25 protein-coding genes are annotated in these 22,653 nt (G+C 68.9%); 13 read left to right on the top strand and 12 right to left on the bottom strand.

What is annotated here, in order from left to right; translation table 11 throughout:
• Positions 1–131: 131 nt before the first annotated feature.
• Both ACWEKR_RS24985 and aroQ read left to right on the top strand, forming a co-directional pair.
• Entirely contained in the window at positions 132–731 is a 600-nt protein-coding gene (locus ACWEKR_RS24985) for a hypothetical protein (protein WP_452356534.1), read from the top strand.
• A 38-nt stretch (positions 732–769) separates the two neighbouring features.
• A complete protein-coding gene (aroQ, locus tag ACWEKR_RS24980; protein ID WP_452356533.1) occupies positions 770–1,219 on the top strand; it encodes a type II 3-dehydroquinate dehydratase in 450 nt (149 codons plus the stop codon).
• Here the strand turns inward: aroQ and ACWEKR_RS24975 are convergent.
• The 3 genes from ACWEKR_RS24975 to ACWEKR_RS24965 form a co-directional block, all read right to left on the bottom strand.
• A complete protein-coding gene (locus ACWEKR_RS24975; RefSeq protein WP_452356532.1) occupies positions 1,216–1,662 on the bottom strand; it encodes a nitroreductase family deazaflavin-dependent oxidoreductase in 447 nt (148 codons plus the stop codon). The two genes, aroQ and ACWEKR_RS24975, sit on opposite strands and share 4 nt — an antisense overlap.
• A 169-nt stretch (positions 1,663–1,831) precedes the next feature.
• Positions 1,832–2,620 (bottom strand): ArsR/SmtB family transcription factor, encoded by a 789-nt coding sequence (locus ACWEKR_RS24970; RefSeq protein WP_452356531.1) that lies wholly within the window; start codon positions 2,618–2,620, stop codon positions 1,832–1,834.
• 161 nt (positions 2,621–2,781) lie between these two features.
• Entirely contained in the window at positions 2,782–3,657 is an 876-nt protein-coding gene (locus tag ACWEKR_RS24965) for an NAD(P)-dependent oxidoreductase (RefSeq protein ID WP_452356530.1), read from the bottom strand.
• A 144-nt stretch (positions 3,658–3,801) separates the two neighbouring features.
• Here ACWEKR_RS24965 and ACWEKR_RS24960 point away from each other — a divergent pair, with 144 nt between their 5' ends.
• A complete protein-coding gene (locus ACWEKR_RS24960) occupies positions 3,802–4,152 on the top strand; it encodes a winged helix-turn-helix transcriptional regulator (protein ID WP_452356529.1) in 351 nt (116 codons plus the stop codon).
• Here the strand turns inward: ACWEKR_RS24960 and ACWEKR_RS24955 are convergent.
• Together ACWEKR_RS24955 and ACWEKR_RS24950 are read right to left on the bottom strand one after the other, a co-directional pair.
• Positions 4,149–5,267, bottom strand: coding sequence for a glycerate kinase (locus ACWEKR_RS24955; RefSeq protein ID WP_452356528.1), 1,119 nt, complete (start codon positions 5,265–5,267; stop codon positions 4,149–4,151). The genes ACWEKR_RS24960 and ACWEKR_RS24955 overlap by 4 nt on opposite strands.
• 202 nt (positions 5,268–5,469) lie before the next feature.
• A complete protein-coding gene (locus ACWEKR_RS24950) occupies positions 5,470–7,065 on the bottom strand; it encodes an alpha/beta hydrolase (RefSeq protein ID WP_452356527.1) in 1,596 nt (531 codons plus the stop codon).
• A 157-nt stretch (positions 7,066–7,222) separates the two neighbouring features.
• Here ACWEKR_RS24950 and ACWEKR_RS24945 point away from each other — a divergent pair, with 157 nt between their 5' ends.
• Positions 7,223–7,534: a GNAT family N-acetyltransferase gene (locus ACWEKR_RS24945; RefSeq protein ID WP_159846383.1), complete on the top strand. Its 312-nt coding sequence runs from the start codon at positions 7,223–7,225 to the stop codon at positions 7,532–7,534.
• Between the two features lie 4 nt (positions 7,535–7,538).
• Here the strand turns inward: ACWEKR_RS24945 and ACWEKR_RS24940 are convergent, their stop codons facing one another.
• Positions 7,539–8,300, bottom strand: coding sequence for a lysophospholipid acyltransferase family protein (locus tag ACWEKR_RS24940; RefSeq protein WP_195084446.1), 762 nt, complete (start codon positions 8,298–8,300; stop codon positions 7,539–7,541).
• A gap of 125 nt (positions 8,301–8,425) precedes the next feature.
• On the opposite strand from ACWEKR_RS24940, the gene ACWEKR_RS24935 reads away from it, so the two are divergent.
• From ACWEKR_RS24935 to ACWEKR_RS24925, 3 genes are all read left to right on the top strand, one after another.
• Complete coding sequence (locus ACWEKR_RS24935) at positions 8,426–9,070, top strand: YqgE/AlgH family protein (protein WP_195084447.1); 645 nt, start codon at positions 8,426–8,428, stop codon at positions 9,068–9,070.
• Positions 9,071–9,201: 131 nt separating this feature from the next.
• Positions 9,202–9,738 carry a sigma-70 family RNA polymerase sigma factor gene (locus ACWEKR_RS24930; RefSeq protein ID WP_195084448.1) on the top strand — a complete coding sequence of 179 codons (537 nt, stop codon included), beginning with the start codon at positions 9,202–9,204 and terminating at the stop codon, positions 9,736–9,738.
• Positions 9,735–10,529, top strand: a complete 795-nt coding sequence (locus ACWEKR_RS24925; RefSeq protein ID WP_452356526.1) for an anti-sigma factor family protein — start codon at positions 9,735–9,737, stop codon at positions 10,527–10,529. Before ACWEKR_RS24930 ends, ACWEKR_RS24925 begins: the two co-directional genes overlap by 4 nt.
• A 58-nt stretch (positions 10,530–10,587) precedes the next feature.
• Here ACWEKR_RS24925 and ACWEKR_RS24920 read toward each other — a convergent pair whose 3' ends face one another.
• The 3 genes from ACWEKR_RS24920 to ACWEKR_RS24910 all read right to left on the bottom strand — a co-directional run bounded on the left by ACWEKR_RS24920 (position 10,588) and on the right by ACWEKR_RS24910 (position 12,955).
• On the bottom strand, positions 10,588–11,355 hold the full coding sequence (locus ACWEKR_RS24920) for an ABC transporter permease (RefSeq protein WP_452356525.1): 768 nt from the start codon (positions 11,353–11,355) through the stop codon (positions 10,588–10,590).
• Positions 11,352–12,323, bottom strand: coding sequence for an ATP-binding cassette domain-containing protein (locus tag ACWEKR_RS24915; RefSeq protein ID WP_452356524.1), 972 nt, complete (start codon positions 12,321–12,323; stop codon positions 11,352–11,354). Before ACWEKR_RS24915 ends, ACWEKR_RS24920 begins: the two co-directional genes overlap by 4 nt.
• A 101-nt stretch (positions 12,324–12,424) precedes the next feature.
• Positions 12,425–12,955 carry an EXLDI protein gene (locus ACWEKR_RS24910; protein WP_452356523.1) on the bottom strand — a complete coding sequence of 177 codons (531 nt, stop codon included), beginning with the start codon at positions 12,953–12,955 and terminating at the stop codon, positions 12,425–12,427.
• A 136-nt stretch (positions 12,956–13,091) separates the two neighbouring features.
• Here ACWEKR_RS24910 and ACWEKR_RS24905 point away from each other — a divergent pair, with 136 nt between their 5' ends.
• From ACWEKR_RS24905 to ACWEKR_RS24885, 5 genes are all read left to right on the top strand, one after another.
• Positions 13,092–14,774 (top strand): thiamine pyrophosphate-binding protein, encoded by a 1,683-nt coding sequence (locus tag ACWEKR_RS24905; protein ID WP_452356522.1) that lies wholly within the window; start codon positions 13,092–13,094, stop codon positions 14,772–14,774.
• Positions 14,775–14,809: 35 nt separating this feature from the next.
• Positions 14,810–15,469: an SRPBCC family protein gene (locus ACWEKR_RS24900; RefSeq protein WP_452356521.1), complete on the top strand. Its 660-nt coding sequence runs from the start codon at positions 14,810–14,812 to the stop codon at positions 15,467–15,469.
• Between the two features lies 1 nt (position 15,470).
• Complete coding sequence (locus ACWEKR_RS24895; protein WP_159846413.1) at positions 15,471–16,505, top strand: 3-oxoacyl-ACP synthase III family protein; 1,035 nt, start codon at positions 15,471–15,473, stop codon at positions 16,503–16,505.
• Positions 16,502–17,539, top strand: coding sequence for an aminotransferase class I/II-fold pyridoxal phosphate-dependent enzyme (locus ACWEKR_RS24890; RefSeq protein WP_452356520.1), 1,038 nt, complete (start codon positions 16,502–16,504; stop codon positions 17,537–17,539). The genes ACWEKR_RS24895 and ACWEKR_RS24890 overlap by 4 nt, the downstream gene beginning before the upstream one ends.
• Before the next feature lie 113 nt (positions 17,540–17,652).
• On the top strand, positions 17,653–18,036 hold the full coding sequence (locus tag ACWEKR_RS24885; RefSeq protein WP_452356519.1) for a hypothetical protein: 384 nt from the start codon (positions 17,653–17,655) through the stop codon (positions 18,034–18,036).
• Between the two features lie 79 nt (positions 18,037–18,115).
• Here the strand turns inward: ACWEKR_RS24885 and ACWEKR_RS24880 are convergent, their stop codons facing one another.
• A complete protein-coding gene (locus ACWEKR_RS24880; RefSeq protein WP_452356518.1) occupies positions 18,116–18,523 on the bottom strand; it encodes an SdpI family protein in 408 nt (135 codons plus the stop codon).
• A 164-nt stretch (positions 18,524–18,687) separates the two neighbouring features.
• Here ACWEKR_RS24880 and leuS point away from each other — a divergent pair, with 164 nt between their 5' ends.
• Positions 18,688–21,534 (top strand): leucine--tRNA ligase, encoded by a 2,847-nt coding sequence (gene leuS / locus ACWEKR_RS24875; RefSeq protein ID WP_452356517.1) that lies wholly within the window; start codon positions 18,688–18,690, stop codon positions 21,532–21,534.
• 3 nt (positions 21,535–21,537) lie between these two features.
• On the opposite strand, the gene ACWEKR_RS24870 is transcribed toward leuS, so the two are convergent.
• Entirely contained in the window at positions 21,538–21,690 is a 153-nt protein-coding gene (locus ACWEKR_RS24870) for a hypothetical protein (protein WP_452356516.1), read from the bottom strand.
• A 110-nt stretch (positions 21,691–21,800) separates the two neighbouring features.
• A complete protein-coding gene (locus ACWEKR_RS24865; RefSeq protein WP_452356515.1) occupies positions 21,801–22,490 on the bottom strand; it encodes an SDR family oxidoreductase in 690 nt (229 codons plus the stop codon).
• Positions 22,491–22,653 lie beyond the last annotated feature (163 nt).

Raw genomic sequence — 22,653 nt, 5'->3', positions numbered from 1 at the left:
AAATACCCCGAAGGGTGTGGATCGAAGCAATCGGACCCCTGTTCGCACACAGCGGAACCCCGAGCGGCCCTTTGAGAAGTAATCTTGTAATCACTGAAAGCACCGCAGCATAGTAAGTAGGTGACCCGCCAATGAGAAACGCACACCGCGGCCGGGGCTTCGGCCGCACAGGCGGCTGGCAGCAGGCCGATCTGCCGGACCCGTCGGACCTGCCCGACTGGTTCGCCGGAAGATTGCCAGATGACTGGTTCACCGGCCCTCCGGTGATCGAGGTGGACCGGGACGAGATCGTCGTCATCGGGGAACTGCCGATTCCGCAGCCGGAGAAGAAGCCGGGCGCCGACGACGCCGACGCTCCGGCCGAAGAAGTGCCGCGCGCGACGAAGGAGGGCGCGGTCGCCCGGTTCCGCGAGTCGACCCGGCCGGCTCGCATGCAGATCGCGAACGAAGCACAGCACCGCTACCGGCGCAATGTGGCCTGGGGCGTCTCGGTGGACGGGGAACGGATCATGTTCACCCATCTCGCCGTCCCCGTCATGACCCGGCTGCGCCAGCCGGAGCGCAAGGTGCTCGACACCTTGGTCGACGCGGGCGTCGCCCGTTCCCGCGCCGACGCGCTGGCCTGGACTGTGAAGCTGGCGGGCAAGCACGCGGAAACGTGGCTGGAGGAACTGCGCGAGGCCATGCGCAAGGTCGACGACCTGCGCTCGGAAGGTCCGCAGGGGCTGTAGCCGGTCGGGTCCGGCGGCGGCGCGGTATCTTGCCGTGCATGGCTGCGACCGCGACGCCGGGCCCGATCCTGGTTCTGAACGGCCCGAATCTCAACATGCTCGGCACCAGGCAACCGGAGGTGTACGGGTCGGCGACGCTGGACGACGTGGTGGAGTTGTGCCTGCGAACGGCGGCGAGGTTCGACCGGGAGGTCGTCGCTTTCCAGTCCAATTCCGAAGGCGCGCTCATCGACCGCATCCACCAGGCGCGGGGCGCCGAGTCGGGCATCGTGATCAATCCCGGCGGACTCACCCACACTTCGGTGGCGCTGCGGGACGCGCTGGTGATTCCGGAACTGCCGATCGTCGAGGTGCACATCAGCAATGTGCACGCGCGCGAGGAGTTCCGGCATCACTCCTACATCTCCCCGATCGCGACCGCGGTGGTCGCGGGCATGGGCATCCAGGGTTACGCCGCGGCCATCGAATTCCTCGCCCGCCGGAGTTAGTTCAGCCGGAAGACCGGGAACCCCGGCGCGATGGCGGCGAGTTCCTCGTCGGTGGCGTCCTTGGTCACGCCCTCGAAGAACCTGCCGACCTCCCAGCCCCATTTCCGCAGGTAGAGGCGCAGCAGCGGCACCTTGTCGGCGTCGGCCACCTCGGTGGCGGTGAACGCTTCGACCTTGCGGCCGAGCCGGAGCTCGCCGCCGCCCGCCACGCGCAGGTTACGCACCCACTGCGTGTGCCCACGCGGCGCGACGAGGAAGCGCTCGCCGTCTTCGCGCACCATCAGGTTGACCATCGTGGTGCGCCACTCGCCGCTCTTGCGCCCGCGCACCGCGAGCAGGCGCGACCCCATCACGCTGATGCCGAGCTTGGGCAACAGGTTGGCGATCCGGTTGAAGATCGCGTCGAATCCGGCGGGGCCGATGTAGCGGGTGCCGAGGTCCATGACTACTCCTTGTTGTGAGCACTGCTCTCTATAGAGAGAAGTGTTCCACACAAGGCGCGGCAACGTCAAGAGCACTGCTCTCTTTTCGGGTACCGCGTGGACACGATCAACGGCACATGACTGCGGCTTTTCGCGAGTAGGCCGTCCCCATGTGCCGTTGAACTCGACGTTATGCGGAGGGCAGCGGATCACCCGTCTCCAGCAGGGTCTTGAGGCCGGACAAGATGCCGGGCCATCCGGTGGTGATCATCTCCAGCACCTGGCTGCGGGGCTCGAAGCCGTCGTGCACGACTGTCAGTTTGACGATCTCCCCTTGGGTTTCGATGTCGAAGGTGACCTTCGATCGCGGCTCGCGCGCCCAGGCGGCGACGTTATCCGGGTTCATGTCGAACGCGGCGGCGAAGGCCGGGTCGAAGGTGTGCCAGGTATAGGAGAGACGGCGGTAGGGCTCGGCTTCGAGCACTACCTGCTCGGGGTCCTTGCTGGTCCAACTCTGCTGATGCCACGTCATTTCCGAGCCGGGACGCCAGTCCGTGTCGAAGCTCGCGCCCCAGTACCGGTTGGTGAACGCCGGATCGGTCAGCGCCCGCCACAGCTTCTCGGCGGTCGTCCTGATGTAGGTGGTGTAGACGAATGCGTTGTCGCCCATGGGTTGGTCCTCCAGTGCTCTCTTCAGGTCGGCGAGGGCGTGCACGCGCTCGCGGTCGTACCGGTTGATCCAGCGGTCGGCGATGGCGTTGATGGGCTCCGCATTGAGGTAGTGCAGCTTCTCCCGGCCGCTGCGCCGGGTCGTGATGAGGTTGGCCTCCTCCAGCACCGCGAGATGCTTGCTCACCGACTGGCGGGCCATCGCCAGCCCGGCGCACAACTCGCGCAGCGTCTGCCCGTTACGGGCGTTCAGGCTGTCCAGTAGTCGCCGCCTGCTCGGGTCGGCCAGTGCCCGGAAGACCTCGTCCATCGCCCACCTTTCCAACATGCAGCCATTTGGCTGCCTAAACACAATAGGCAGCTTAATGGCTGCGTATCAACCCTGGAAAGCAAACCGGCCTCGCGAAGCCGGTCGACTCCTCGCACGGACGAGGAACCGGCCGGCTCGGCGAAGCCGGAGAACGGGATCGGTCAGGGGTTGCGGAGGAGGGCGTAGGTGGAAATGGGCTTGCCCGCCTCCTCGCTGGCAGCGATGGCTTTACGCCACAGCCGCTGGGCGGTGTGCGAGAGCACGGCGTCCACGCCGACTTCCTCACTCGCGTCGATGACGTGCTGCGCGCCCGCGTCCATCATCTTCAAACTCGCCAGCGACGCCCAGCCGCCGTTCTGATTGGCGACCGAGAACTCCTCCATGAAATAGGGGAAGGCGGCGGCGGAGCGGATCGCGAACGGGACGAAAGCGGCGACGTCGTGACCGGAGCGGTCGATCATCGCCGTGGCCTGGTCGAAGGCGAGCAACCAGGGATGGAAGATGGTCAGCAGCCCCTGGTAGAAGATCTGCGCCAAGCCGTCGTCGGTGCCGAGGTACTCCTGCGGGCTCAACGGCCGCAACAGTTCGGCGTGCGCGTCGAACACCTCCCGCGGGCCGCTGTAGAAGATGTACGACGCCGGATGCGTGATGTTGTCCCCGGCCGACATGACGCCGCCGGAGAGGAACTGCGCGCCGTGCGAGCGAACCCACTGCGCACCTTCGCGGGCCTTCTCCGGCGAATCGGAGGACAGGTTCGCGATCACCTTGCCCTTCAGGTGGTCGGCTGCCGGGCCGAGCACGTCGTACATCGCCGCGTAGTGGGTGAGGCTGAGCACGGTGACCTCGTTGGCGTCGAGCGCGTCGGCGACGGTAGCGGCACGCTTCGCGCCGAGTTCGACCATGGCGTCGACCTTCTCGGGGCTGCGGTTCCACACCGTCACCTCGACGCCCGCGGCCAGGAAGGCCCGGACCATCGCCTGCCCCATCGGCCCGAGGCCGACGACGGAGACAGTGCGGGCGGTGGTCTGTTCGGACATGGTTGGTCCCTTCGGTTCTCGTCGGTTACTTGCGTCGGCGCCGGTGTTCATCGTCGTTCCCGCAGGTAGGGTCGGGAAGACCGAACGTCGAGGTGCGGTTGCTTACCTCGAGGTCCGAAACGAGGTCAGAGGAGCGCGGTGGGCATGAGCAGTGACGCGGATCACGAAGTGTGCGGCATGACGGTCGCGATCGATGTCGTCGGCGGCAAGTGGAAGATGCACCTGATGTGGGTGCTCAGCGCAGGCCCGCAGCGCTTCGGCCGCATCCGCAGGCTGCTCGACGGGGTCAGCGAGAAGGTGCTCGCCGAGAACCTGCGCCAGCTGGAGGCCAGCGGCGTGGTGCACCGCGAGGTCTATCCCGAGGTACCGCCCCGGGTCGAATACTCGCTCACCCCGCTCGGCGAGGAGCTGGCCGTCGCGCTGCGTCCGCTCGAGGAGTGGGGCGACCGGCACAAGACCGAGCTGGCCGCGAACCTGCTGGCGTCGGCGAGCTAATCCAGCCACTCCTCGGCGATCCGCCTGCCGACGCGTTCGAGCAGCGCCGCCGCCTCGGACATCGAGCGTTCGGGGTCGGAGGCCAGATCGGCGAGCGCATAGCAATCAGCGAAACCCGCGGACCGGATCTCCTCGGGCGTGAGCAGCGTGCGGCCCGCCACGGCGAGCACCGGGACGTCCGCCTTCCGAGCGGCCGCGCACACGCCGATCGGCGCCTTGCCGTGCATGCTCTGCCGATCGAGCGATCCTTCACCGGTGACCACGAGCGTCGCGGTGGTGAGCAAGGCGGGGAAATCGAGCGATTCGAGCACCACCTCGATACCGCTGCGCACTCGTGCACCCAGCACGGCGAGCGCGCCGAAACCCGTACCGCCCGCCGCGCCCGCACCGGGGAGCCGCGCGAACTCGGGGCCGACGATCCGCGCCCAAGTGGCGAGGGCATTCTCGAGAACGTCGAGGTCGGCGGGCCCGGCCCCCTTCTGGGGCGCGTACACCGCCGTCGCGCCGGCCGGGCCTAGCAGCGGATTGTCGACATCGCAGGCCAGCGTGAACTCGGTACCGGCGACACCGGGGTGCAGGCCGGACCGGTCCACTCGCACCGCGCGGGCCAAAGCCGCTCCGCCGCGCGGCAGTTCCCGTCCGTCGCTGTCGAGGACGCGGACGCCGAGCGCCTGCACCATGCCCGCGCCGCCGTCGGTGGAGGCGCTGCCACCCAAACCGAGCACGATCTCGGTAGCACCGTGCTCCATAGCGTGCGCCAAGACCACGCCGAGCCCGTACGTGCTCGCGCCCAACGGATCGGGCTGTCCTTCGGGTAACTGGGCCAGACCGACCACGGCGGCCAATTCGACGACAGCCCTCGCCCCGTGCCGGGCATAGGCCGCCGGGCGCGGAACGCCGGTCGGTCCCGGCGCCGTCACCTCCACCCGCGTCCAACCCGCCGCGACGAACGCCTCAACCGTGCCGTCACCCCCGTCTGCCACCGGAAGCTGGCGGATCTCGGCATGCGGCGCACGCTTCCGCAGTCCGGAAGCCAGCGCCGCCGCCACCTCCGGAGCCGCGAGCGATCCCTTGAACTTGTCCGGGGCGAGGATCACTCGCGCAGCGGATGTCATCCCCACATTCTCGGGCGCGACCGGACGAGCCGCACCACGACACCCGCCACGCCGTGATCGCGTTCGCGACGGCAACCGACGCGAACTGCCCGCGCCCGTGGGGACGCTCAGCCAACGGGCAACAGGGCCCGCTCGGCGCAGTCACGACACCGTCACGCTCGCGATAGCGACCGACGCGAACCGCCTTCGCGCTTGGGGACGCTCACCCAACGGGCAACGGAGCCTGGTCGGCGCGGGTGATGTCCACCTTTCCGGTGCGCAGGTAGGTGAGCACCGCCTCGTCCACCGCCGGGTTGCCGCGACCGAAAGTGCCGTGGTCGCCGCCGTCCACGACGACCAGCCTGCCGCCCAACGCCGCGGCCATCGCCGGGCCGCCTTCGTACTTGGTCAGCGCGTCGTGCTTGCTCTGCAGCACCAGGGGCGGAGTGCGCAGCCCCGCGCCGGTGATCGGCACCGGCTTCGTCACGGGTTTCCAGGAACCGCAGGCCATTCCCGAGCGCACCAGGTCGGCGCGCGCGTCCATGGCGTTGCCGCCGGAGACGATGTGCCCCGCCGCGGCGCCGAGCAGTTCCGGCCTGCCGGGCACGGCGTTCTCGTTGCAGGTGATCGCGCTGAACACGAACCGCCCGGTGGGGTCCGTCGAGGTGGCACCCTCGATGGCCCGCAGACGCTGCACGTTCGCCGGGTCGGCCGCGGCGTCGGCCATCGCGCGGGCGAAGGTCGGCCAGAAGGTGCGGGTATAGGTGGCCACGGTGGTCGCGCCGAGCAACGGCACCTGCGCGGAGACACCGCCGCTCACCAAGGTGCGCAACAGGTTCTGCACTTTGCCGAGCTGCTCGACGCTCCCGGTGTAGCCGTCCCTGGCGATTTCGGCCAGCGGTTCGGGCAGCGCGCCGGGCAGGTCGGCGATGCTCGCGGGCGGCGGGGTCAGATTGGCGTACCAGCCGCCGCCCTGGGCGGCCGCCAACCGCACCCAGGTGCGGTAGACCTGCAGAGCGGTGTCGCCGAGGTGGTAGTCGCCGTCGTGTTCGGCGATCCAGGCGAACAGATCGTCGAGGCGTTGTTTGCCCGCGACCTGCTGCTGGGCGAATTCCTCGGTCCACACCCAGTCCGGGTTGACGTTGGAATCCAGGATCATCCGTTCCACCCGGTCGCCGAACAGCGCCGCGTAGACCGCACCGAGGTAGGTGCCGTAGGAGGTGCCGAGGTAGCCGATCCGCTCCAACCCGAGCGCGGCGCGCACGGCGTCCATGTCACGCGCGGTGTTCTCGGTGGTGATGGTGTCCAGGTACCCGGGCTGCGCCGCATCGCAAGCCTTCTTGATCTCGTCGCGATTACCGCCGCCCAGCGAGACTTGCCGACCCGGCCCGTCCGTCGAGCTCGTGCCGCATTCCAGCGGCGTCGCCCAGCGCAATCCGCGCGGCTGCACGGCGATCCGGTCGTAGTGCGCGGCGAGCGCCGCGGGAAAAACCTCCAGCCTGCGCGCCCAGAAATCCAGCGCGTCCGCGCCGGGGCCGCCGGGATTGGCGAACAGGACACCCTGCCGCTCGCCCGTGGCCGCGATCCGGCTGACGGTCAACTCGATCCGGGGGCCGTCCGGGTCGGCGTGATTCATCGGGACGGAGACCACGGCGCACTGCACGCCCCGATCGGCGGTCACGGACCCCGCGGGACACCGGCCGAACGCCACTGCGGGCGCGGCGTCCGCGCCGCCGGTGGCGATCGATCCACCGAGCAGGCCCGCGGCGGCGACGGCGACGGCGGCCGCGACCCGCGAAAACCGCGGTGTCCTCATCATGTTCGTACCTCCCCGAGCCTGCCCGCTCGCGCGTGACGACGGACCCGACCAAGAGCATTCTGCGCAGGGCCGCCGGGTCAGACAAGTCGGTGGCGGGATTCCGCCCGGTCCGGAGCGTGATTTACCGGGAAACCGGGGCACAGAGTAGCGTCGAGCCATGTCGACCGAGGTCAACAACAACACCGCACTGGACCGTTTCGAGATCTACGTCGACGGTGCGATCGCCGGCTACGCCGAATACCAGGACACTGCTTCCGAGCGCGCGTTCGTGCACACCGAGATCTACCCCCGCTACGAGGGCCAGGGCTACGCGCGGCTGTTGGTCGAGACGGCCTTGAACAGCACGCGCGACGACAAGCTCGGCGCGCTGCCCATGTGCCGGACCGTCCACCACTTCATCGAGACCCGTCCCGAATACCTCGGGATGGTGCCGCACTGGGCGCGCGACCGGCTGAATCTGCCGCAGTAAGCCGTCAGTACGCGGCGACGGCGCTGTCGAGCGCCTTCTGCAGATCCGCGCGCACCAGCCGGGCGATGTCACCGGGCCGGGGCGGCAACTCGAGCACCGGGACGCCGAAGTGGAAGCTGGCTCCTTTGGCCTCCTCCTTCGTCGGCGGCACCGAGGGATCGCGGCGCGGCCCGTAGCTCAGCGCCATGGACACCAGCACGGGCTCGGCACCGAGCTTCATCGCCCGGAACGCGATGTGCCCGATACCGCTGCCCACCGCTTGCACACGGGCCGGATCCACGTCGTTGCACGTGCCCTCGGGGAAGACCGCGATGCCGTCACCCCGGGCCATCCGCTCCGCGCAGACATCCATCATGCGCTGGCCTGCGGCGTTCACCGCGCGGATGCCGTGGTCCTTGCCGCGGAACACCGGGATGCCGCCCATCATGTCGATCTTGCGGCGCTGATCGGGATCGGCGAACAACTCGTCCTTGGCCAGCACCCGCACCCGGCCGATCACCCGCCGTAGTCCGCTGCGCCAGGCGGCCGCGGCCACGGTGTAGGGATCGCTCTCGGAGAGATGGTTGATCGCGATGAGCAGCGGCCGGTTCTGCCTGATGGCCGCGCGGAGCGCGGAGCGCGCGCCGTCCGCGTAGGTGACGCGGGGATGGTAGCGGCGGCCGAGAATGGCGTAAGCCCCCCAAGCCTGTAGGCGGTTCTGGCGGTGATCGCGATAGAAGTCGTACACGGTGTCGCTGTTCTCGAGGCGCACCTCGGGCGGTTCCATGACCTGGACTCTACGATGTCGCGGCGACGGCGCGACGGGGCGTCCGCCGTCCGCTCGGCGAATCCGGAAGGCAGAAGTCGGCCGCAGAAGGCGCAATCTGAGCGAACAGCTGCGATGATGTCGGAGTGGCACGCGCAGAAGACCCGGACGATCGGAAGACTCGCGGCGGGCACAGTGGCCGCAGGCGACGCGAGTACCGGCACGGTGACCAGGTGGTTCGTGCCGGGACGCTGCTGGTATCGGCCACCGAACTGGTCGAACCGACCTTCCGGCGCACCGTGGTCTACATCATCGAGCACAACGAGGCGGGCAGTCTCGGCGTCGTGCTCAACCGCCCGAGCGACACCGCGGTGCACGAGGTGCTGCCGCGCTGGACGGAGGCGGTCGCGGCGCCACGCACGCTGTTCATCGGCGGCCCGGTGAAACGGGACGCCGCGCTGTGCCTCGGCACCGTCCGGGTGGGCGCGCGGATCGAGGGCGTCCCCGGTCTGCGCCGCATCGACGGACGCGTCGTCCTGGTCGACCTGGACGCCGATCCCGAGCGGGTGGCCCCGCTCGTCGAGGGCATTCGGATCTTCGCGGGCTACGCGGGCTGGACCTTCGGCCAGTTGGAAGGCGAACTGGAGAACAACGACTGGATGGTGGTGTCCGCGCTGCCGTCCGACCCCATCAGCAGCGGCCGTGCGGACCTGTGGGCGCATGTGCTTCGCCGCCAGCCGCTGCCGCTGTCCTTGCTGGCGACGCACCCCATTGAACTCGAACGCAACTGAGAACGTGTACTCCTCGAAGGCACCGAAGGAGACACGGTATGAGACACGACAACTGAACGGCAAGAGCATGGGTGACTTGTCGACTGCGCCCACCGACCGGCCCCGCGACTCGAGCGGAGAGGTACCCAGTTGTGCGCAACCTAGGCGGCCAGACGGGTCGACCCGACGATCAGTCCGAATTGCTGCGGGCTCTCTATCGCGAACACGCCACCGCGCTGTGGCGGTACACGCTCGGCTTGGTACGGGATTCCGGACGGGCGGAGGACATCGTGCAGGAGACTTTGCTCCGGGCCTGGCAACGGCCGAACGTCTTGGATCAGTCCACCGCGTCGGCGCGAGCGTGGCTGTTCACCGTCGCGCGCAATCTCGCCGTGGATGAGCATCGCAGCGCCCGCAGCAGGCGCGAGGTCCGCACCGACAGTCCGCCCGAACAATCGGCCCCGGACCAGTCCGACCGCGCGCTGGACAGCTGGCTGGTCGCGGATGCGCTCGGCAGGCTCAGCGCCGATCACCGCGAGGTGATCGTGCGGGCCTACTATCGCGGCCTGTCCACACACCAGATCGCCGAGGAACTCGGCGTTCCGCCGGGCACGGTGAAGTCCCGGATGCACTACGGTATGCGCGCATTGCGCCTGGCCTTACAGGAGATGGGGGTGACGAACCAGTGACGCAGATCACCGACGACTACAGCACGTGGGACGCCCCGTACGTGCTCGGCTCCCTCACCCGCGAAGAGCGCCTGCAGTACGAGAGCCATCTCGCCGACTGTCCCGACTGCCGGGCGGCCGTGGCCGAACTGGCCGGGCTACCGGGAATGCTCGCTCTCGTGGAGAGCGACATCGCGAACGCGATGATCGAGCCGACCGCCCACCCCGCCGAGCCCGCGCCGGAGTTGCCTCCCCCACCGCCGATGCCCTCCCTTCCCCCACCGCCGATGCCCTCCCTTCCCCCACCGCCGATACCCTCCCTCCCACCACCCGCGCGAATCGCCGACGCGGCCGAACGCCGCCGCAGGCGCAGCGGGTGGACGTCGGTCGGCATCGCGGTGGCCTCGGCCGCGGCGGCGGTGGCGATCGCGGTCCCGATCGCCGTCTCGGTGTCCGGATCGAACCAGTCGACCGAGCCGGGCACCAGCGAGCAGGCGTTCGTCGAACGCCAGATGACTCCGGTGGAGCCGACGCCGGTCTCGGCGAGCTTCAAGCTCGTCCCGGCGGGCGACCGGACGCGAGTGGTGATGACTTGCAGCTACCCGCCCGGCGAACAGCAGCCCTACAGCACCGAGCTCGCGTTGTACCTCACCCGCACCACTGGTCAACAGGAGAAACTCGACGCCTGGCCCGCGGGCCCCGGGACCGAGCTGACCATCGACCGGACCATCGACGGTGCGCCCGAGCAGGTCCGCGCGGTCGAGATCCGCGCGGCCAACTCCGGGAAGGTGCTGCTCACCGGCACGGTGTGAGCGATAGGACGATCCCCCGCGGGCACTGCTCGCGGGGGATCGCCTGCGCACGACTCGCTCAGCGCGTCCGACGCCGGAAGATCGACGACGACCACAGGTAACCGACCGCGGTCAGACCGACGCACCAGGCGATCGAGATGAGCGCGTTGTCGCCGATCTCGGTGCCCATCAGCAGTCCGCGGACGGTCTCGGTGAACGGGGTGAAGGGCTGGTACTCGGCGAACTGACGCAATCCGGCGGGCATGGTGTCGGTGCCGACCAGGCCGCTGCCGAGGAACGGCAGCATCACCAGCGGGAAGGGGGTGTTGCTCGCGCTCTCCGGGTTCGGCGCGAGCAGGCCCAGCGCCACCGACAGCCAGGTGAGCGCGAACATCACCGAGCCGAGCAGCCCGAACACGGCGAGCCACTCGACCGGGTCGGCATTCGGGCGGAAGCCGATCAGCAGTGCGACGCCCGCCATCGCGGCGATGCCGACCAGCGCTTGGATCAACGCGCCGACAACGTGACCGGTCAGCATGGCCGACTGCGCGATGTCCATCGTGCGGAACCGGTTGACGATGCCTTTGGTCGTGTCGGTGGCGACCGACACCGCGACCGAGACGGTCATGTACGCCGGAATCATCAACAGCATGCCCGGCGCGAGATAGTCGATGTAGTTTCCGCCGGAGGACTTCTCCAGCGCGCCGCCGAAGACGAAGTTGAACACCAGCAGCAGCACGGTGGGCATCACGATGACGCCGAAGCTCAGGCTCGGATAACGCTTGGCGTGTAGCAGATTGCGCCGCAGCATGGTCGCCGAATCGGCGAGGGCGTAGGACATGCTCATCGCACGGTTTCCTTCTCGGTGGTGGGGTGGCCGGTCAAGGTGAGGAAGACGTCGTCGAGGTTGGGGGTGTGCACGGCGAGGCCCTCGACCTCGATCTGCTCGTAGTCGAGGCGATCCAATACGGAGCGCAGCGATTTCACGCCGCCGTCGCTGGGCACCGCGAGGGTGAGGTTCTCGTCGTCGTCCGGTGCCGGGGCGGCGACGCCGAGCGCGTCGGCCGCCGCCGCCAGAGCCGGGCGATCGGCGAACTCGAGGCGGATGTGCGCGCCCGGCACCAGGCGCTTCAGTTCCGCCGCCGTGCCTTCGGCGACGATCCTGCCGTGGTCGAGCACCGCGATGCGGTCGGCGAGCTGGTCGGCCTCCTCCAGGTACTGGGTGGTGAGGAAGACCGTGACGCGGTAGTCGTCCACCAACCCGCGGATGATGTCCCAGATCGCCCGCCTGCTGCGCGGATCGAGCCCCGTGGTCGGCTCGTCGAGGAAGATGATGCGCGGATCGCCGACCAGCGTCATGGCCAGGTCCAGGCGCCTGGTCATGCCGCCGGAGTAGGTGGCCACCGTCTTGTCCGCCGCGTCGACCAGGTCGAAGCGCTCCAGCAGGCTCTGCGCCAGCCTGCGGGCATCGCGCCGCGGCAGATGGTGCAGATCACCCATCAGCAGCAGATTCTCCCGGCCGGTGAGCAGTTCGTCGACCGCCGAGAACTGGCCGGTCACCCCGATCTGCGCGCGCACCTGCTTGCGCTCGGCGGCGAGATCGTGGCCGCCGATGCGGATGTCGCCCGCGTCCGGGGTGATCAGCGTGGTCAGGATCTGCACGGTGGTGGTCTTGCCTGCGCCGTTCGGTCCGAGCAGCGAGAAGACCGTGCCTTCGGGGACGGTCAGATCTATCCCGTCGAGCACCACCTGCTCGCCGAACGATTTCCGCAGGCCCCGCGCCGAGACGGCGGCCGTGCGATGGCCGTTCACCATGGTCTTTCCCTTCTGATATACATGCGACTATGCGAATTCGGGCATGTGTTGCCCACACCGCCCCCTCGGGGACGCGGTGCTGATTGATTCAGTTGCGGCGGTTAGATGTCCAGGTCTTCGATCTTCGGGCCCTCGGCCACGTCGACCACCCGCCGGTAGAGTTTGTCGGGCACTTGACCCTTCAGTTCGTCGAGGGAATCGACGACGACGAAGACGAAATCACCCCAGTCCTGCTGGCCGACGCCGAGCAAGCGACGCCAGCTCTTCGGGTCCCGCCAGTCCTTGAGCCACTTCGCACCCACGTCGGCGGGATACTCGTCCCAGTTCGAATACTGGGCGTGCATCACGAATTTGCCCTTGCGGCTGCGATACACCTGGACGTGCTCGATCCGCGTATCGTTGACCTCGTGCCACTCCCCTAGCAGGGCGCCGGAGAAGCGGACCTGCCGCACACCGTCGCGACCGACTTTGAGCACGATTTCGTCGTAACCCTCCAGCCGGCCCTCCTCGAGTTCGATGAACCGGCGCAGCGCCGTGACCACCGCCCCCGAGAGATTGCCGCCGACCAGTTCCTGCGCGCGCTGGAAGAGCGGGAGGTCGTCGTCGGCAACGTAGATCGTCTTGTTGGGCATGCTCTGACTATACGTAGATGTATACGTACACGCAAGTAGGGCGGCATATCTTTCGAGCCGCCGTTGAACCGTCCGGCGTCCCGATCCGTATCACTCCTGTACGCAGTCGATATCTCGTCAGCGGAAAGGAGCGCGGATGCGGACTCGGGTGGTGGACCATCTGGTGCGAGCGGTCTCGGCGTTGGGCGTGCGCCACATCTTCGGGGTGGACGGCGCCAACATCGAGGACCTGTACGACGCGATCTTCGACGCGCCGGAGCATGTCACCGGAGTGGTTGCCAAACACGAGTTCTCGGCGGCCACCATGGCCGACGGGTACGCCCGCAGCACGGGGGGATTCGGGGTGGTCGCGGCGACCTCGGGCGGCGGCGCGATGAATCTCGTTGCCGGACTGGCCGAATCGTTCGCCTCGCGGGTGCCGGTGCTCGCCCTGGTCGGCCAGCCTCCGACCGTCCTGGAAGGCAACGGCGCTTTCCAGGACACCAGCGGACGCGCGGGCGCGATCGACGCCGTCCGTTTGTTCGGCGCGGTCAGCACCTATTGCGCCCGTGTGGAGGCCGCCGCCGACCTGCCGGATCGGCTGGACCGCGCGGTGCGAGCCGCCCGGCGCGGCGGTCCGGCGGTGCTGCTGCTGCCCAAAGACGTGCAGCAGGCGGACGCGGGCGACCCGGCGCCGTGGTGGCGCCCCGCGCCGCGGACGCATCGGTCCGACGAGGCCGGGATCGCCCGCGTCCGCGCCGCGCTCGACTCGGCCCGGCACACCGGCAAGATCGTCATCATCGCCGGCGATCAGGTCGCGCGCGACGACGCGCGCGCCGAACTCGCGCGCCTGGCCACCGCGCTGGACGCCGCGGTGGGTGTCGCGCCGGACGCGAAGGACACCTACGACAACACCGATCCCGCCTTCTGCGGTGTCACGGGCAGCATGGGTCATCCCGAACTGGCGGCGGCCATCCGGTCTTCGGCCCTGTGCCTGCTGGTCGGCACCCGGATGCCGGTTCCGGCCCGCGCCGGCTCGGAGACCGCGCTCGCCGAACGCATGGTCGCGAGCATCGGTGTGGCGCCACCGTTCCTGCCCGCGATCCACGCGACCAGCACCGATCTCTCGCGAACGCTCGCGAGGCTCGCCGACGAACTGGACGACGGCAGCACCGGAGCCGAACGCGTGCGCGCGGCGCAACCGCTGACCTCGCTGCGCGTACCCGCCTCCGCCGGTCCCGGTCTACGCTATCGGGAAGCAGTCGAGACGATCGACGCCGTCTTGCCGGAAGGCACCGATGTGTTCGCGGACGCGGGCAACACCGGCGCGGCCGTCGTGCACCATCTCCGGGTCCCGCGGGACGGGCGGTTCGTGGTCGCCCTCGGCATGGGTGGAATGGGGTACGCGTTCGGCGCGGGCATCGGGTCCGCGTTCGCGCGAGCTGATGGCGTCCGCCGGACGGTGGTCATCGCCGGTGACGGGTCGTTCTACATGCACGGCATGGAGTTGCACACCGCGATCGAGCACGCCTTGCCGGTCACCTTCGTCGTACTGAACAACAACGCGCACGCCATGTGCGTGACCAGGGAGCAGCTGTACTACCGGGATCGCTACAGCTTCAACCGATTCCGTCCGGCCTATCTGGGCGCGGGCATCGCCGCGATGTTCCCCGGCCTGCCCGCCTTCTCGGTGCACACCGTCGACGATCTCGCCGCAGCGCTGCGGCACTGCCTGGATACCGAGGGACCGTCGTTCCTCTCGATCGAGTGCGATCCCGACGAGATTCCGCCGTTCCTGCCGTTCCTGACCACCGTGGAGCAAACCCGCGGCCACAACTGAACGTCCGCGCCCGCACAACCCGAAGGAGTAACCCCGTGACGACGAGTTCCCTCCCTGCCCTCAGTGACATCCCGGAACAGGCCGTGCCGGGCGTGCTCCGCATCGAGAACTCCGACAAGGACGCGACCACGCCGATCATCATGGACATGCTGCGGTCGGTGTATCCGCACGACCAGATCTACGGCGATTACTGTCCGGTGCAGGGCTATATCGCCGCACCGCCGCGAGAGGTGTACGAATATCTCGCCGACACCAGGTCGCTGGAGGAGTGGACCTACAGCATGCGCGGGTTCGTCGAGACCGACGAACCCGGGCTGTGGCTGGCCTACGACCGGCTGGGCGACGAGACCAAGATCTTCACCCGCACCCTCGCGAACCCCGAGGCCATGACCGTCGACTACCACTGCGCCTGGGACCAGTCCCGGCACCTGTGGATGATCTACCTCCTGCGCGTGGTCGACGCCCAAGTGGTGTTCGACAAGCCGGGGTCGGTGGTCCTGTGGGTGAACTGCAAACACCCCTTCTACGACGCGAACCCGTACCCCGAGACCGCGCCGCCTGAACGGCCGGTGTGGGTCGGCGACTTCTGGGACATGTTCTCGGCGGGTCATCAGCTGGAGATGGACAACCTCAAGGCCATCTGCGAGTACCGGGCCGCGCACGGCCTGCCCATCAAGCCCGACTGGATGAAATGAGATGGCATTGATCACCCAGAATTTGCCGCAGGTCAGTCTCGTCGACGTGGCCTCGTACCTACCCGGCGAGCCGGTCGGCACCGAGTACTTCACGCAATTCGCGCGCTCGGATCGGATGGCGAAGAACGTCATGTTCCGCGCGCCCAAGGGCCGCCACCACGTGGCTCGGGACGAGACCGCGGTGGACATGGTCGAGCGCGCCGTCGCACCGCTGATCGAGCGCAACGGCGCGGACGCGATCGCCGATATCGATGTGCTGATCACGCACACCCAGCTGCCGGACAACCCGGTGCTCGGCTGTGGGCCCGAGGTGGCGCGCAGGCTCGGCATCCGCCCCTCCTACGTCTACGACCTGCACAACGGCGGATGCGCGGCGTTCGTGCACATGATGGCGATGGCCCGCATGATCTTGCAGACCACCCCGGCCCGCACCGCGCTGATCGCGGCGTCGCAGAACTGCGCGGGACCGGTGTTCACCCAGACCGAGATCCGCAAGCTGGCCCAGGCCCCGGTGCCCGGCGACGGCTGCGGGGTGGGGCTGCTGCGCAAGGACGACAGCGCGCCGATTCTCGACATCGAATGCCGCACCTATCCCGAGTTCGCCGGAGACATGGAGTTCTCCACCAACGGCGAGCGCAAGTATTGGGAGCCGGGCGAGGGCCAAGGGTGTGTCAGCTTCACCGAGTCCAAGGTGACCAAGGTGTTCGCCCGGGGCAACCGGCTGGTTCCGGAAGTGGCGCTGGCGGTGTGCGATCGGATCGGGGTGCGGGGACGCGACGTCGACACGTTCGTCACCAATCAGCCGAACCGGCTGTTCCTGCGCAACTGGCACGACGCGCTGGAGTTGCCCGCGCAGCGGCATCCCGACACCTTCGACTCCTGCGGCAACCTGTTCGCCGCGGGCATCCCGGTGACGCTGGATGTGGAGAACCGGGCGGGACGGCTGGCCAACGGATCGCTGGTGCTGCTGGCCGGCTTCGCGCACGCGGGCGATTTCGCGGGCGCGGCCGCCGTCCGCTGGGGAGCTGCGCGATGAGCGTGCGCGTCGTCGACGGCACCCGGCCCTCTCGCCGGCACCAGGTATCCCGGGTGCCGCCCCGCTTCGACCTCACCCTCAGCGAGAATCCGTTCCCACCGCTGCCTTCGGTGCTGCGGGCGGTGCACATGACGCTTGCTCAGGCCAACCGCTACCCGGAGTTCCTGCCGCGTCGGCTGCCGTCGCTGATCGCCGGGCATGTGGGTGTTCGGGCAGATCAGGTGGTGGTCGGCTCGGGGGCGACCGGCGTGGCCCTGCAGATTTTGCAAACGCTCACCACGCCGGGAAAACAGATCGTCTACAGCGCGCCGACGTTCGACGGGTATCCGATCATGGCGGAGATGGCCGGGCTCGAGGCGGTGCCGGTGCCGCTGGACGCGGCGGGGGATCAGGACCTGCGGGCGATGCGGCATGCCGTCGACCGGCGCACCGCACTGGTCGTGGTGTGCCGTCCGCACAATCCCACCGGAACGGTGCTTGCGGCGGACGAGTTGAAAGCGTTCCTATCCGACGTGCCTGCCCGTGTCCCGGTGCTTCTCGATGAGGCGTACGTCGAATTCCTCGGTGCGGCGGAGTACATCGACCCGCTGGCATTGATCGCGAAGCATCCCAACCTGCTCGTCCTGCGGACTTTCTCGAAGGCGTACGGGTTGGCCGGGCTGCGGATCGGTTACGCCTTCGGCAGGCCCGAGCTGATCGCGCGCGCGAGCAAGCTGCAACTCCCCTTCGGGATGAGCGCGGCAGCGGTGGCCGCGGTCGCCGCCTCCTACGCCGCCGAACCCGAGCTCGCCGCGCGCACCTTCCGCATCACCGAGGAGCGGGATGCGCTCCGAGCCGCACTGATGGCTCGCGGATTCGCGATACCGGAAAGTCGCGCCAACTTTCTGTACATCCCCGGTCCCGGCACCGTCACCGCGCTGCGCCGCGCGGGGATCGCCGCGAAGTCCTATCCGGACGGCAGCGCGCGGATCGCGGTCGGCGATCCCTCCGCAGACCAGGCGGTTCTCCAAGCGCTTTCGACGCACGCCCGGTGAGCTCGGGGCCGTGCCCCGACGACGACTCGCGGACCGGATGTCCGATGCAGGACATCCGCCATCCGTGCGCGTCGGGAGGTTGGAGCGGCTGTCCGAGGTGATTCGATCAAGGGATGTGGGGCGAATTCGAGGTCAACGCGGCGCCCGCGCACGGGACCGCGAGTCGTGTGCTGTTCCGGCTCGCCGTGGGGCGATGGGCGTTCATCCTGCGACAGACGCTCATCGAGCCCGGCGGCAGCAGCGGGTGGCATTACCACGACGGGACACTGTTCGTACTGGTAGCGCGGGGAACCCTGGATCACCCCGGCGCGGACTGCGCGCCGGTCGCCTATCGGCGGTGGCGGGTCTTCCGGGAACCGAGCGGACCGCGCTACCCGCACGTGGCTCGCAACGCCGGGACCGCGCCGGTACTGCTGTGTGTGCTCTACATCACTCCGGTCGGCAGCCCGCTGTCGCGCAGTGTCGCACCGCCGCCGTGTGCGGAAGACAGGGCGTGAGCCTCTTACTCGGCACGCTGCGAATGCGCGCGGCTATCTGTCGGCCCGGCTTATCGCGGCCCGGCGCGTACGGCCGACGTCAGCCTGCCGGTTGGCAGGCGTCGCGGAGTGAGCAGGCGCCGCAGGAGTTGCCGCAGCCACCGGTCTCCGGCGGCGGCGCGATGGCGGCGGCCGCCTGCGCTGCGGCATTGGCGCCCGCGCCGAGGGTGAACAGCGCGACCAGGGCGGCGACACCCGCGACCGCGAGCGCGACGACGCCGCCCGCGGCCAGCCCGACCAGACCACCGGCGAACAGCAGCGCTCCGGCCGCGATCGAGGTGGGCGCGGCGACCCGGTTGGCGACGCGGAAGGTCTCGTCCGTGGACAGCGCGGCCTCGGTGTGGACGCCGAAGAAACGATTGCGGGGCAACCGGCCGGTCAGTCCGAGGGCGCCGGTTGTGACGGCCACGACGGCAGGCACGAACAGGACGAGAGCGACGACGAACACCTAGGCAGGCTAGCGCATCGGTGCCGCCGCGCCGCCGACGGGCGGTGCGACGGCGAACACGTCCGCAAAGTCCAGGCCAGCCCGATTTTCGGTCCATCGGAGGGGACGTTCTACCCTGATAGACGAAGTTTGTCGGGGATCGGCGACCACAAGAAGGCAGGACCGTGCAAGACACACGTGCAACCGAAAGCGATGTACCAGAGCACCGGTACAACGCGGAGCTTGCCGGCCGCATCGAGCGCCGGTGGCAGCGGACGTGGGACGAACGCGGAACCTTCCACGCGCCGAACCCGGTGGGGCCGCTGGCCGGCCCCACCCCGGCCGACAAGCTGTTCATCCAGGACATGTTCCCGTACCCGTCCGGCGCGGGTCTGCACGTCGGGCATCCGCTCGGCTACATCGCCACCGATGTCTTCGCGCGCTACCACCGGATGCACGGCCGCAACGTGCTGCACGCCCTGGGCTACGACGCCTTCGGCCTGCCTGCCGAGCAGTACGCGGTGCAGACCGGCGCGCACCCGCGCGACACCACCGAGTCGAACATCGCCACGATGCAGCGCCAGCTGGACCGCCTCGGCCTCGGCCACGACCGGCGCCGCTCGTTCGCGACCACCGATCCCGAGTACTACCGCTGGACGCAGTGGATCTTCCTGCGGATCTACAACGCGTGGTTCGACACCGAACTGAACCGCGCCCGCCCGATCGCCGAACTGGCGGCCGAGTTCGCCTCCGGCGCGCGCGCCGTGCCGGACGGCCGGTCCTGGGACACGATGTCGGCGGCCGAGCGCGGCGCGCTGCTGGACTCGCACCGGCTGGTGTATCAGACCGAGTCGGTGGTCAATTGGTGCCCCGGTCTGGGCACCGTGCTGGCCAACGAGGAAGTCACCGCCGACGGCCGCAGTGAGCGCGGCAACTTCCCGGTGTTCCGGAAGCGGCTGCGGCAGTGGATGATGCGCATCACCGCCTATTCCGATCGGCTGGTCGACGACCTAAACCGGCTGGACTGGCCGGAGAACGTGAAGTCGATGCAGCGCAACTGGATCGGACGATCCCGCGGCGCGCAGGTGAAGTTCGACGCCGACGGCGAGCAGATCGAGGTCTTCACCACCCGGCCCGACACCCTGTTCGGCGCCACCTACGTCGTGCTCGCGCCGGAACACGAGCTGGTCGACAAGCTCACCGCGCCGGCGTGGCCGGCGAACACCGACCCGCGCTGGACCAACGGCGGCGCAGCCACCCCGGCCGACGCCGTCGCGGCCTACCGCAAGTCGATCGCGGCCAAGTCCGATCTGGAGCGCCAGGAGAACAAGGAGAAGACCGGCGTCTTCCTGGGCAACTACGCGATCAACCCGGCCGACGGCAAGGCCGTGCCGATCTTCATCGCCGACTACGTGCTGAGCAGCTACGGCACCGGCGCGATCATGGCCGTGCCCGGGCACGACCACCGCGACTGGGAGTTCGCGTCCGTCCTCGGGCTGCCGATCGTCGAGGTGATCAGCGGCGGCGACCTGGCGAAGGGCGCGCACGCGGGCGAGGGCGTGCTGGTGAACTCCGGCTATCTCGACGGCATGTCCGTCGAGGAGGCCAAAGCGGCGATGATCGCCCGGCTGGAGGCCGACGGCCACGGCAAGGGCACCATCCAGTACAAATTGCGCGACTGGTTGTTCGCCCGTCAGCGCTACTGGGGTGAGCCCTTCCCGATCGTGTACGACGAGCAGGGCGCTCCGCACGCGCTGCCGGAATCGATGCTGCCGGTATCGCTGCCGGAGCTGGACGATTTCGCCCCCGTGACGTTCGATCCGGACGACGCGGATTCCGAGCCGTCCCCGCCGCTGGCCAAGGCGACCGACTGGGTGGAAGTCGAACTGGACCTGGGCGACGGGCCGAAGCGCTACCGCCGCGACACCAACGTCATGCCACAGTGGGCGGGCAGTTCCTGGTACGAGATCCGCTACGCCGATCCGACGAACGCGGAAACGTTCTGCGCGAAGGAGAACGAGGCGTACTGGCTCGGCCCGCGCACCGACGTCGGCGGACCGGACGATCCGGGCGGCGTCGACCTGTACGTCGGCGGCGTCGAGCACGCGGTGCTGCACCTGCTCTACGCCCGGTTCTGGCAGAAGGTGCTCTACGACCTGGGTGACGTGTCCGCGAGCGAGCCGTACCGGCGACTGTTCAACCAGGGCTACATCCAGGCGCACGCCTACACCGACGAGCGCGGCGCGTACGTGCCCGCCGCCGAGGTCATCGAGCGCGACGGCGAATTCTTCTGGACCGACGCCACCGGCGCGCAGATCCCGGTGCGCCAGGAATACGGCAAGATCGGCAAGTCGCTGAAGAACGCCATCTCGCCGGACGAGATGTGCGACCTGTACGGCGCGGACACCTTCCGCTTCTACGAGATGTCCATGGGCCCGCTGGACACCTCCCGGCCGTGGGCGACCAAGGACGTCGTCGGCGCGCACCGCTTCCTGCAGCGCGCCTGGCGTCTGGTGGTCGACGAGGAGTCCGGCGCCCTTCGGGTGACCGACGCCGAGCCGACCGGCGAGACGCTGCGCCTGCTGCACAAGACGATCGCCGGCGTGGACGAGGATTTCGCCGCGCTGCGCGACAACACCGCGGGCGCCAAGCTGATCGAGCTGACCAATCACCTGACCAAGAGCTACCCGGACGGTGCGCCGCGCTCGGTGGTGGAGCCGCTGGTGCTGATGCTGGCGCCGATGGCCCCGCACATCGCCGAGGAACTGTGGGAACGCCTGGGGCACACCGCCTCGCTGGCGCACGGCCCCTTCCCGGTCGCCGATCCGGCGCTGCTGGTGGAGGAGTCGGTGGAGTATCCGATCCAGGTGAACGGGAAGGTACGCAGCCGGGTTCAGGTGGCGGCCGACGCGGACAACGCGGCGATCGAGGCGGCCGCGCTGGCCGACGAGAAGATCGCCGCGCTGCTGAACGGAGCGCCGCCGCGCAAGCTGATCGTGGTGCCGGGCCGCCTGGTGAACATCGTCGCCTGACGGTCAGCGCGGCGGGAGCAGGACGTCGTCGAGCGTGACCAGCGAAAGGTTGCGCTCTTCGACGATGTCTACCAATCGCCCGTAGCAGTGCGTGACGGCGGGCGCGTCGGCATGCCCGATGACGATCGTCTGCGGCTGGAGTGCTGCCGCGCGCATTCGATCAGCTACTCCTCGGTGATCACACCGGAGTCGGACAGCGAGCCGTGCCACCGGGCGGAATTCGCTGTCGTCGGCGCTCCGCCCGCGATTCGCCGTGAGTCCGCGATTCAGTACGGCCGGAGCACGACCTCGGTGGGGTGCGCGTCGCGGGGAGTTTCGATGGCCGAACGCACCGCGTAGGCCACCGTCTCCGGCGTGAGGAAGTCCTCGGCCCGGTACTCGCGTCCCTCGCCCGCGATGATCTCGCGCTGCATATCGGTGTCGATGCGCCCCGGATGGATCGAGGTCACCCGCAATTGCGGCTCCTCCTGCCGCAACGCGTCACCGAAAGCGCGCAGCCCGAACTTGCTCGCCGCGTACGAGGCCCAGCCCGCGTTGGCGCGCAGCCCCGCGCCCGAGTTGATCAGCACCACGTGACCCCGGCCCGCCCGCAGCGCGGGCAGCAGCAGGCGGGTGAGTTCGGCGACCGCGATGAGGTTGGCTTCCAACGTATTCCGCCACTGCTCGACGGTGGATTCCGCGATCGTGCCGAGATCGGCGATGCCCGCGTTGTGCACCAGCACGTTCAGGCTCCGGATCGGCGCGGCCGCTTCGGCGACGGCGGCGTAGTCGGTGAGCTCCACCGGCCAGCCCTGCGCGGTGGGCAGCTCCGCCAGGATGCCGCGCAGCGACTCCGCCGATCGCGCGCCGAGCAGCAAATCGTGTGTGGGCGCGAGCGCACGGGCGATCGCGGCGCCGAGGCCGCGGCCGGCGCCGGTGATCAACGCGGTCGGTTTCGGGCTCGCGGCGGAAGTCATGGCCCCCACCGTAACCGGCTGGGAGAAGAAGGCGTAAAAACCGGTAGCACTGGACGAACGACTAGCGATGCAGGCTGACTCGAGGTGAGAATCTCGAAGCAGCGAATCATGGACGGGGCGTGCGAAAGTGAGAACCGCCGAACAAGAACCGGCCGCGGGCCGA

Source organism: Nocardia sp. NPDC004573, from assembly GCF_053602135.1.
The sequence above is the reverse complement of the archived record's forward strand: the minus strand, read 5'-3'. Positions and strand labels throughout refer to the sequence as shown.

What these genes read in the sequence shown, in the direction of transcription:
- ACWEKR_RS24890 (WP_452356520.1), top strand. Translation starts at nt 16,502, where the DNA reads ATGAGCGTGCGCGTCGTCGACGGCACCCGGCCCTCTCGCCGGCACCAG.
- ACWEKR_RS24940 (WP_195084446.1), bottom strand. Translation starts at nt 8,300, where the DNA reads ATGGAACCGCCCGAGGTGCGCCTCGAGAACAGCGACACCGTGTACGAC.
- ACWEKR_RS24910 (WP_452356523.1), bottom strand. Translation starts at nt 12,955, where the DNA reads ATGCCCAACAAGACGATCTACGTTGCCGACGACGACCTCCCGCTCTTC.
- ACWEKR_RS24945 (WP_159846383.1), top strand. Translation starts at nt 7,223, where the DNA reads ATGTCGACCGAGGTCAACAACAACACCGCACTGGACCGTTTCGAGATC.
- ACWEKR_RS24975 (WP_452356532.1), bottom strand. Translation starts at nt 1,662, where the DNA reads ATGGACCTCGGCACCCGCTACATCGGCCCCGCCGGATTCGACGCGATC.
- ACWEKR_RS24905 (WP_452356522.1), top strand. Translation starts at nt 13,092, where the DNA reads ATGCGGACTCGGGTGGTGGACCATCTGGTGCGAGCGGTCTCGGCGTTG.
- ACWEKR_RS24915 (WP_452356524.1), bottom strand. Translation starts at nt 12,323, where the DNA reads ATGGTGAACGGCCATCGCACGGCCGCCGTCTCGGCGCGGGGCCTGCGG.
- ACWEKR_RS24870 (WP_452356516.1), bottom strand. Translation starts at nt 21,690, where the DNA reads ATGCGCGCGGCAGCACTCCAGCCGCAGACGATCGTCATCGGGCATGCC.
- ACWEKR_RS24970 (WP_452356531.1), bottom strand. Translation starts at nt 2,620, where the DNA reads ATGGACGAGGTCTTCCGGGCACTGGCCGACCCGAGCAGGCGGCGACTA.
- ACWEKR_RS24985 (WP_452356534.1), top strand. Translation starts at nt 132, where the DNA reads ATGAGAAACGCACACCGCGGCCGGGGCTTCGGCCGCACAGGCGGCTGG.
- ACWEKR_RS24895 (WP_159846413.1), top strand. Translation starts at nt 15,471, where the DNA reads ATGGCATTGATCACCCAGAATTTGCCGCAGGTCAGTCTCGTCGACGTG.
- ACWEKR_RS24885 (WP_452356519.1), top strand. Translation starts at nt 17,653, where the DNA reads ATGTGGGGCGAATTCGAGGTCAACGCGGCGCCCGCGCACGGGACCGCG.
- ACWEKR_RS24960 (WP_452356529.1), top strand. Translation starts at nt 3,802, where the DNA reads ATGAGCAGTGACGCGGATCACGAAGTGTGCGGCATGACGGTCGCGATC.
- aroQ (WP_452356533.1), top strand. Translation starts at nt 770, where the DNA reads ATGGCTGCGACCGCGACGCCGGGCCCGATCCTGGTTCTGAACGGCCCG.
- ACWEKR_RS24955 (WP_452356528.1), bottom strand. Translation starts at nt 5,267, where the DNA reads ATGACATCCGCTGCGCGAGTGATCCTCGCCCCGGACAAGTTCAAGGGA.
- ACWEKR_RS24950 (WP_452356527.1), bottom strand. Translation starts at nt 7,065, where the DNA reads ATGATGAGGACACCGCGGTTTTCGCGGGTCGCGGCCGCCGTCGCCGTC.
- ACWEKR_RS24965 (WP_452356530.1), bottom strand. Translation starts at nt 3,657, where the DNA reads ATGTCCGAACAGACCACCGCCCGCACTGTCTCCGTCGTCGGCCTCGGG.
- ACWEKR_RS24920 (WP_452356525.1), bottom strand. Translation starts at nt 11,355, where the DNA reads ATGAGCATGTCCTACGCCCTCGCCGATTCGGCGACCATGCTGCGGCGC.
- ACWEKR_RS24865 (WP_452356515.1), bottom strand. Translation starts at nt 22,490, where the DNA reads ATGACTTCCGCCGCGAGCCCGAAACCGACCGCGTTGATCACCGGCGCC.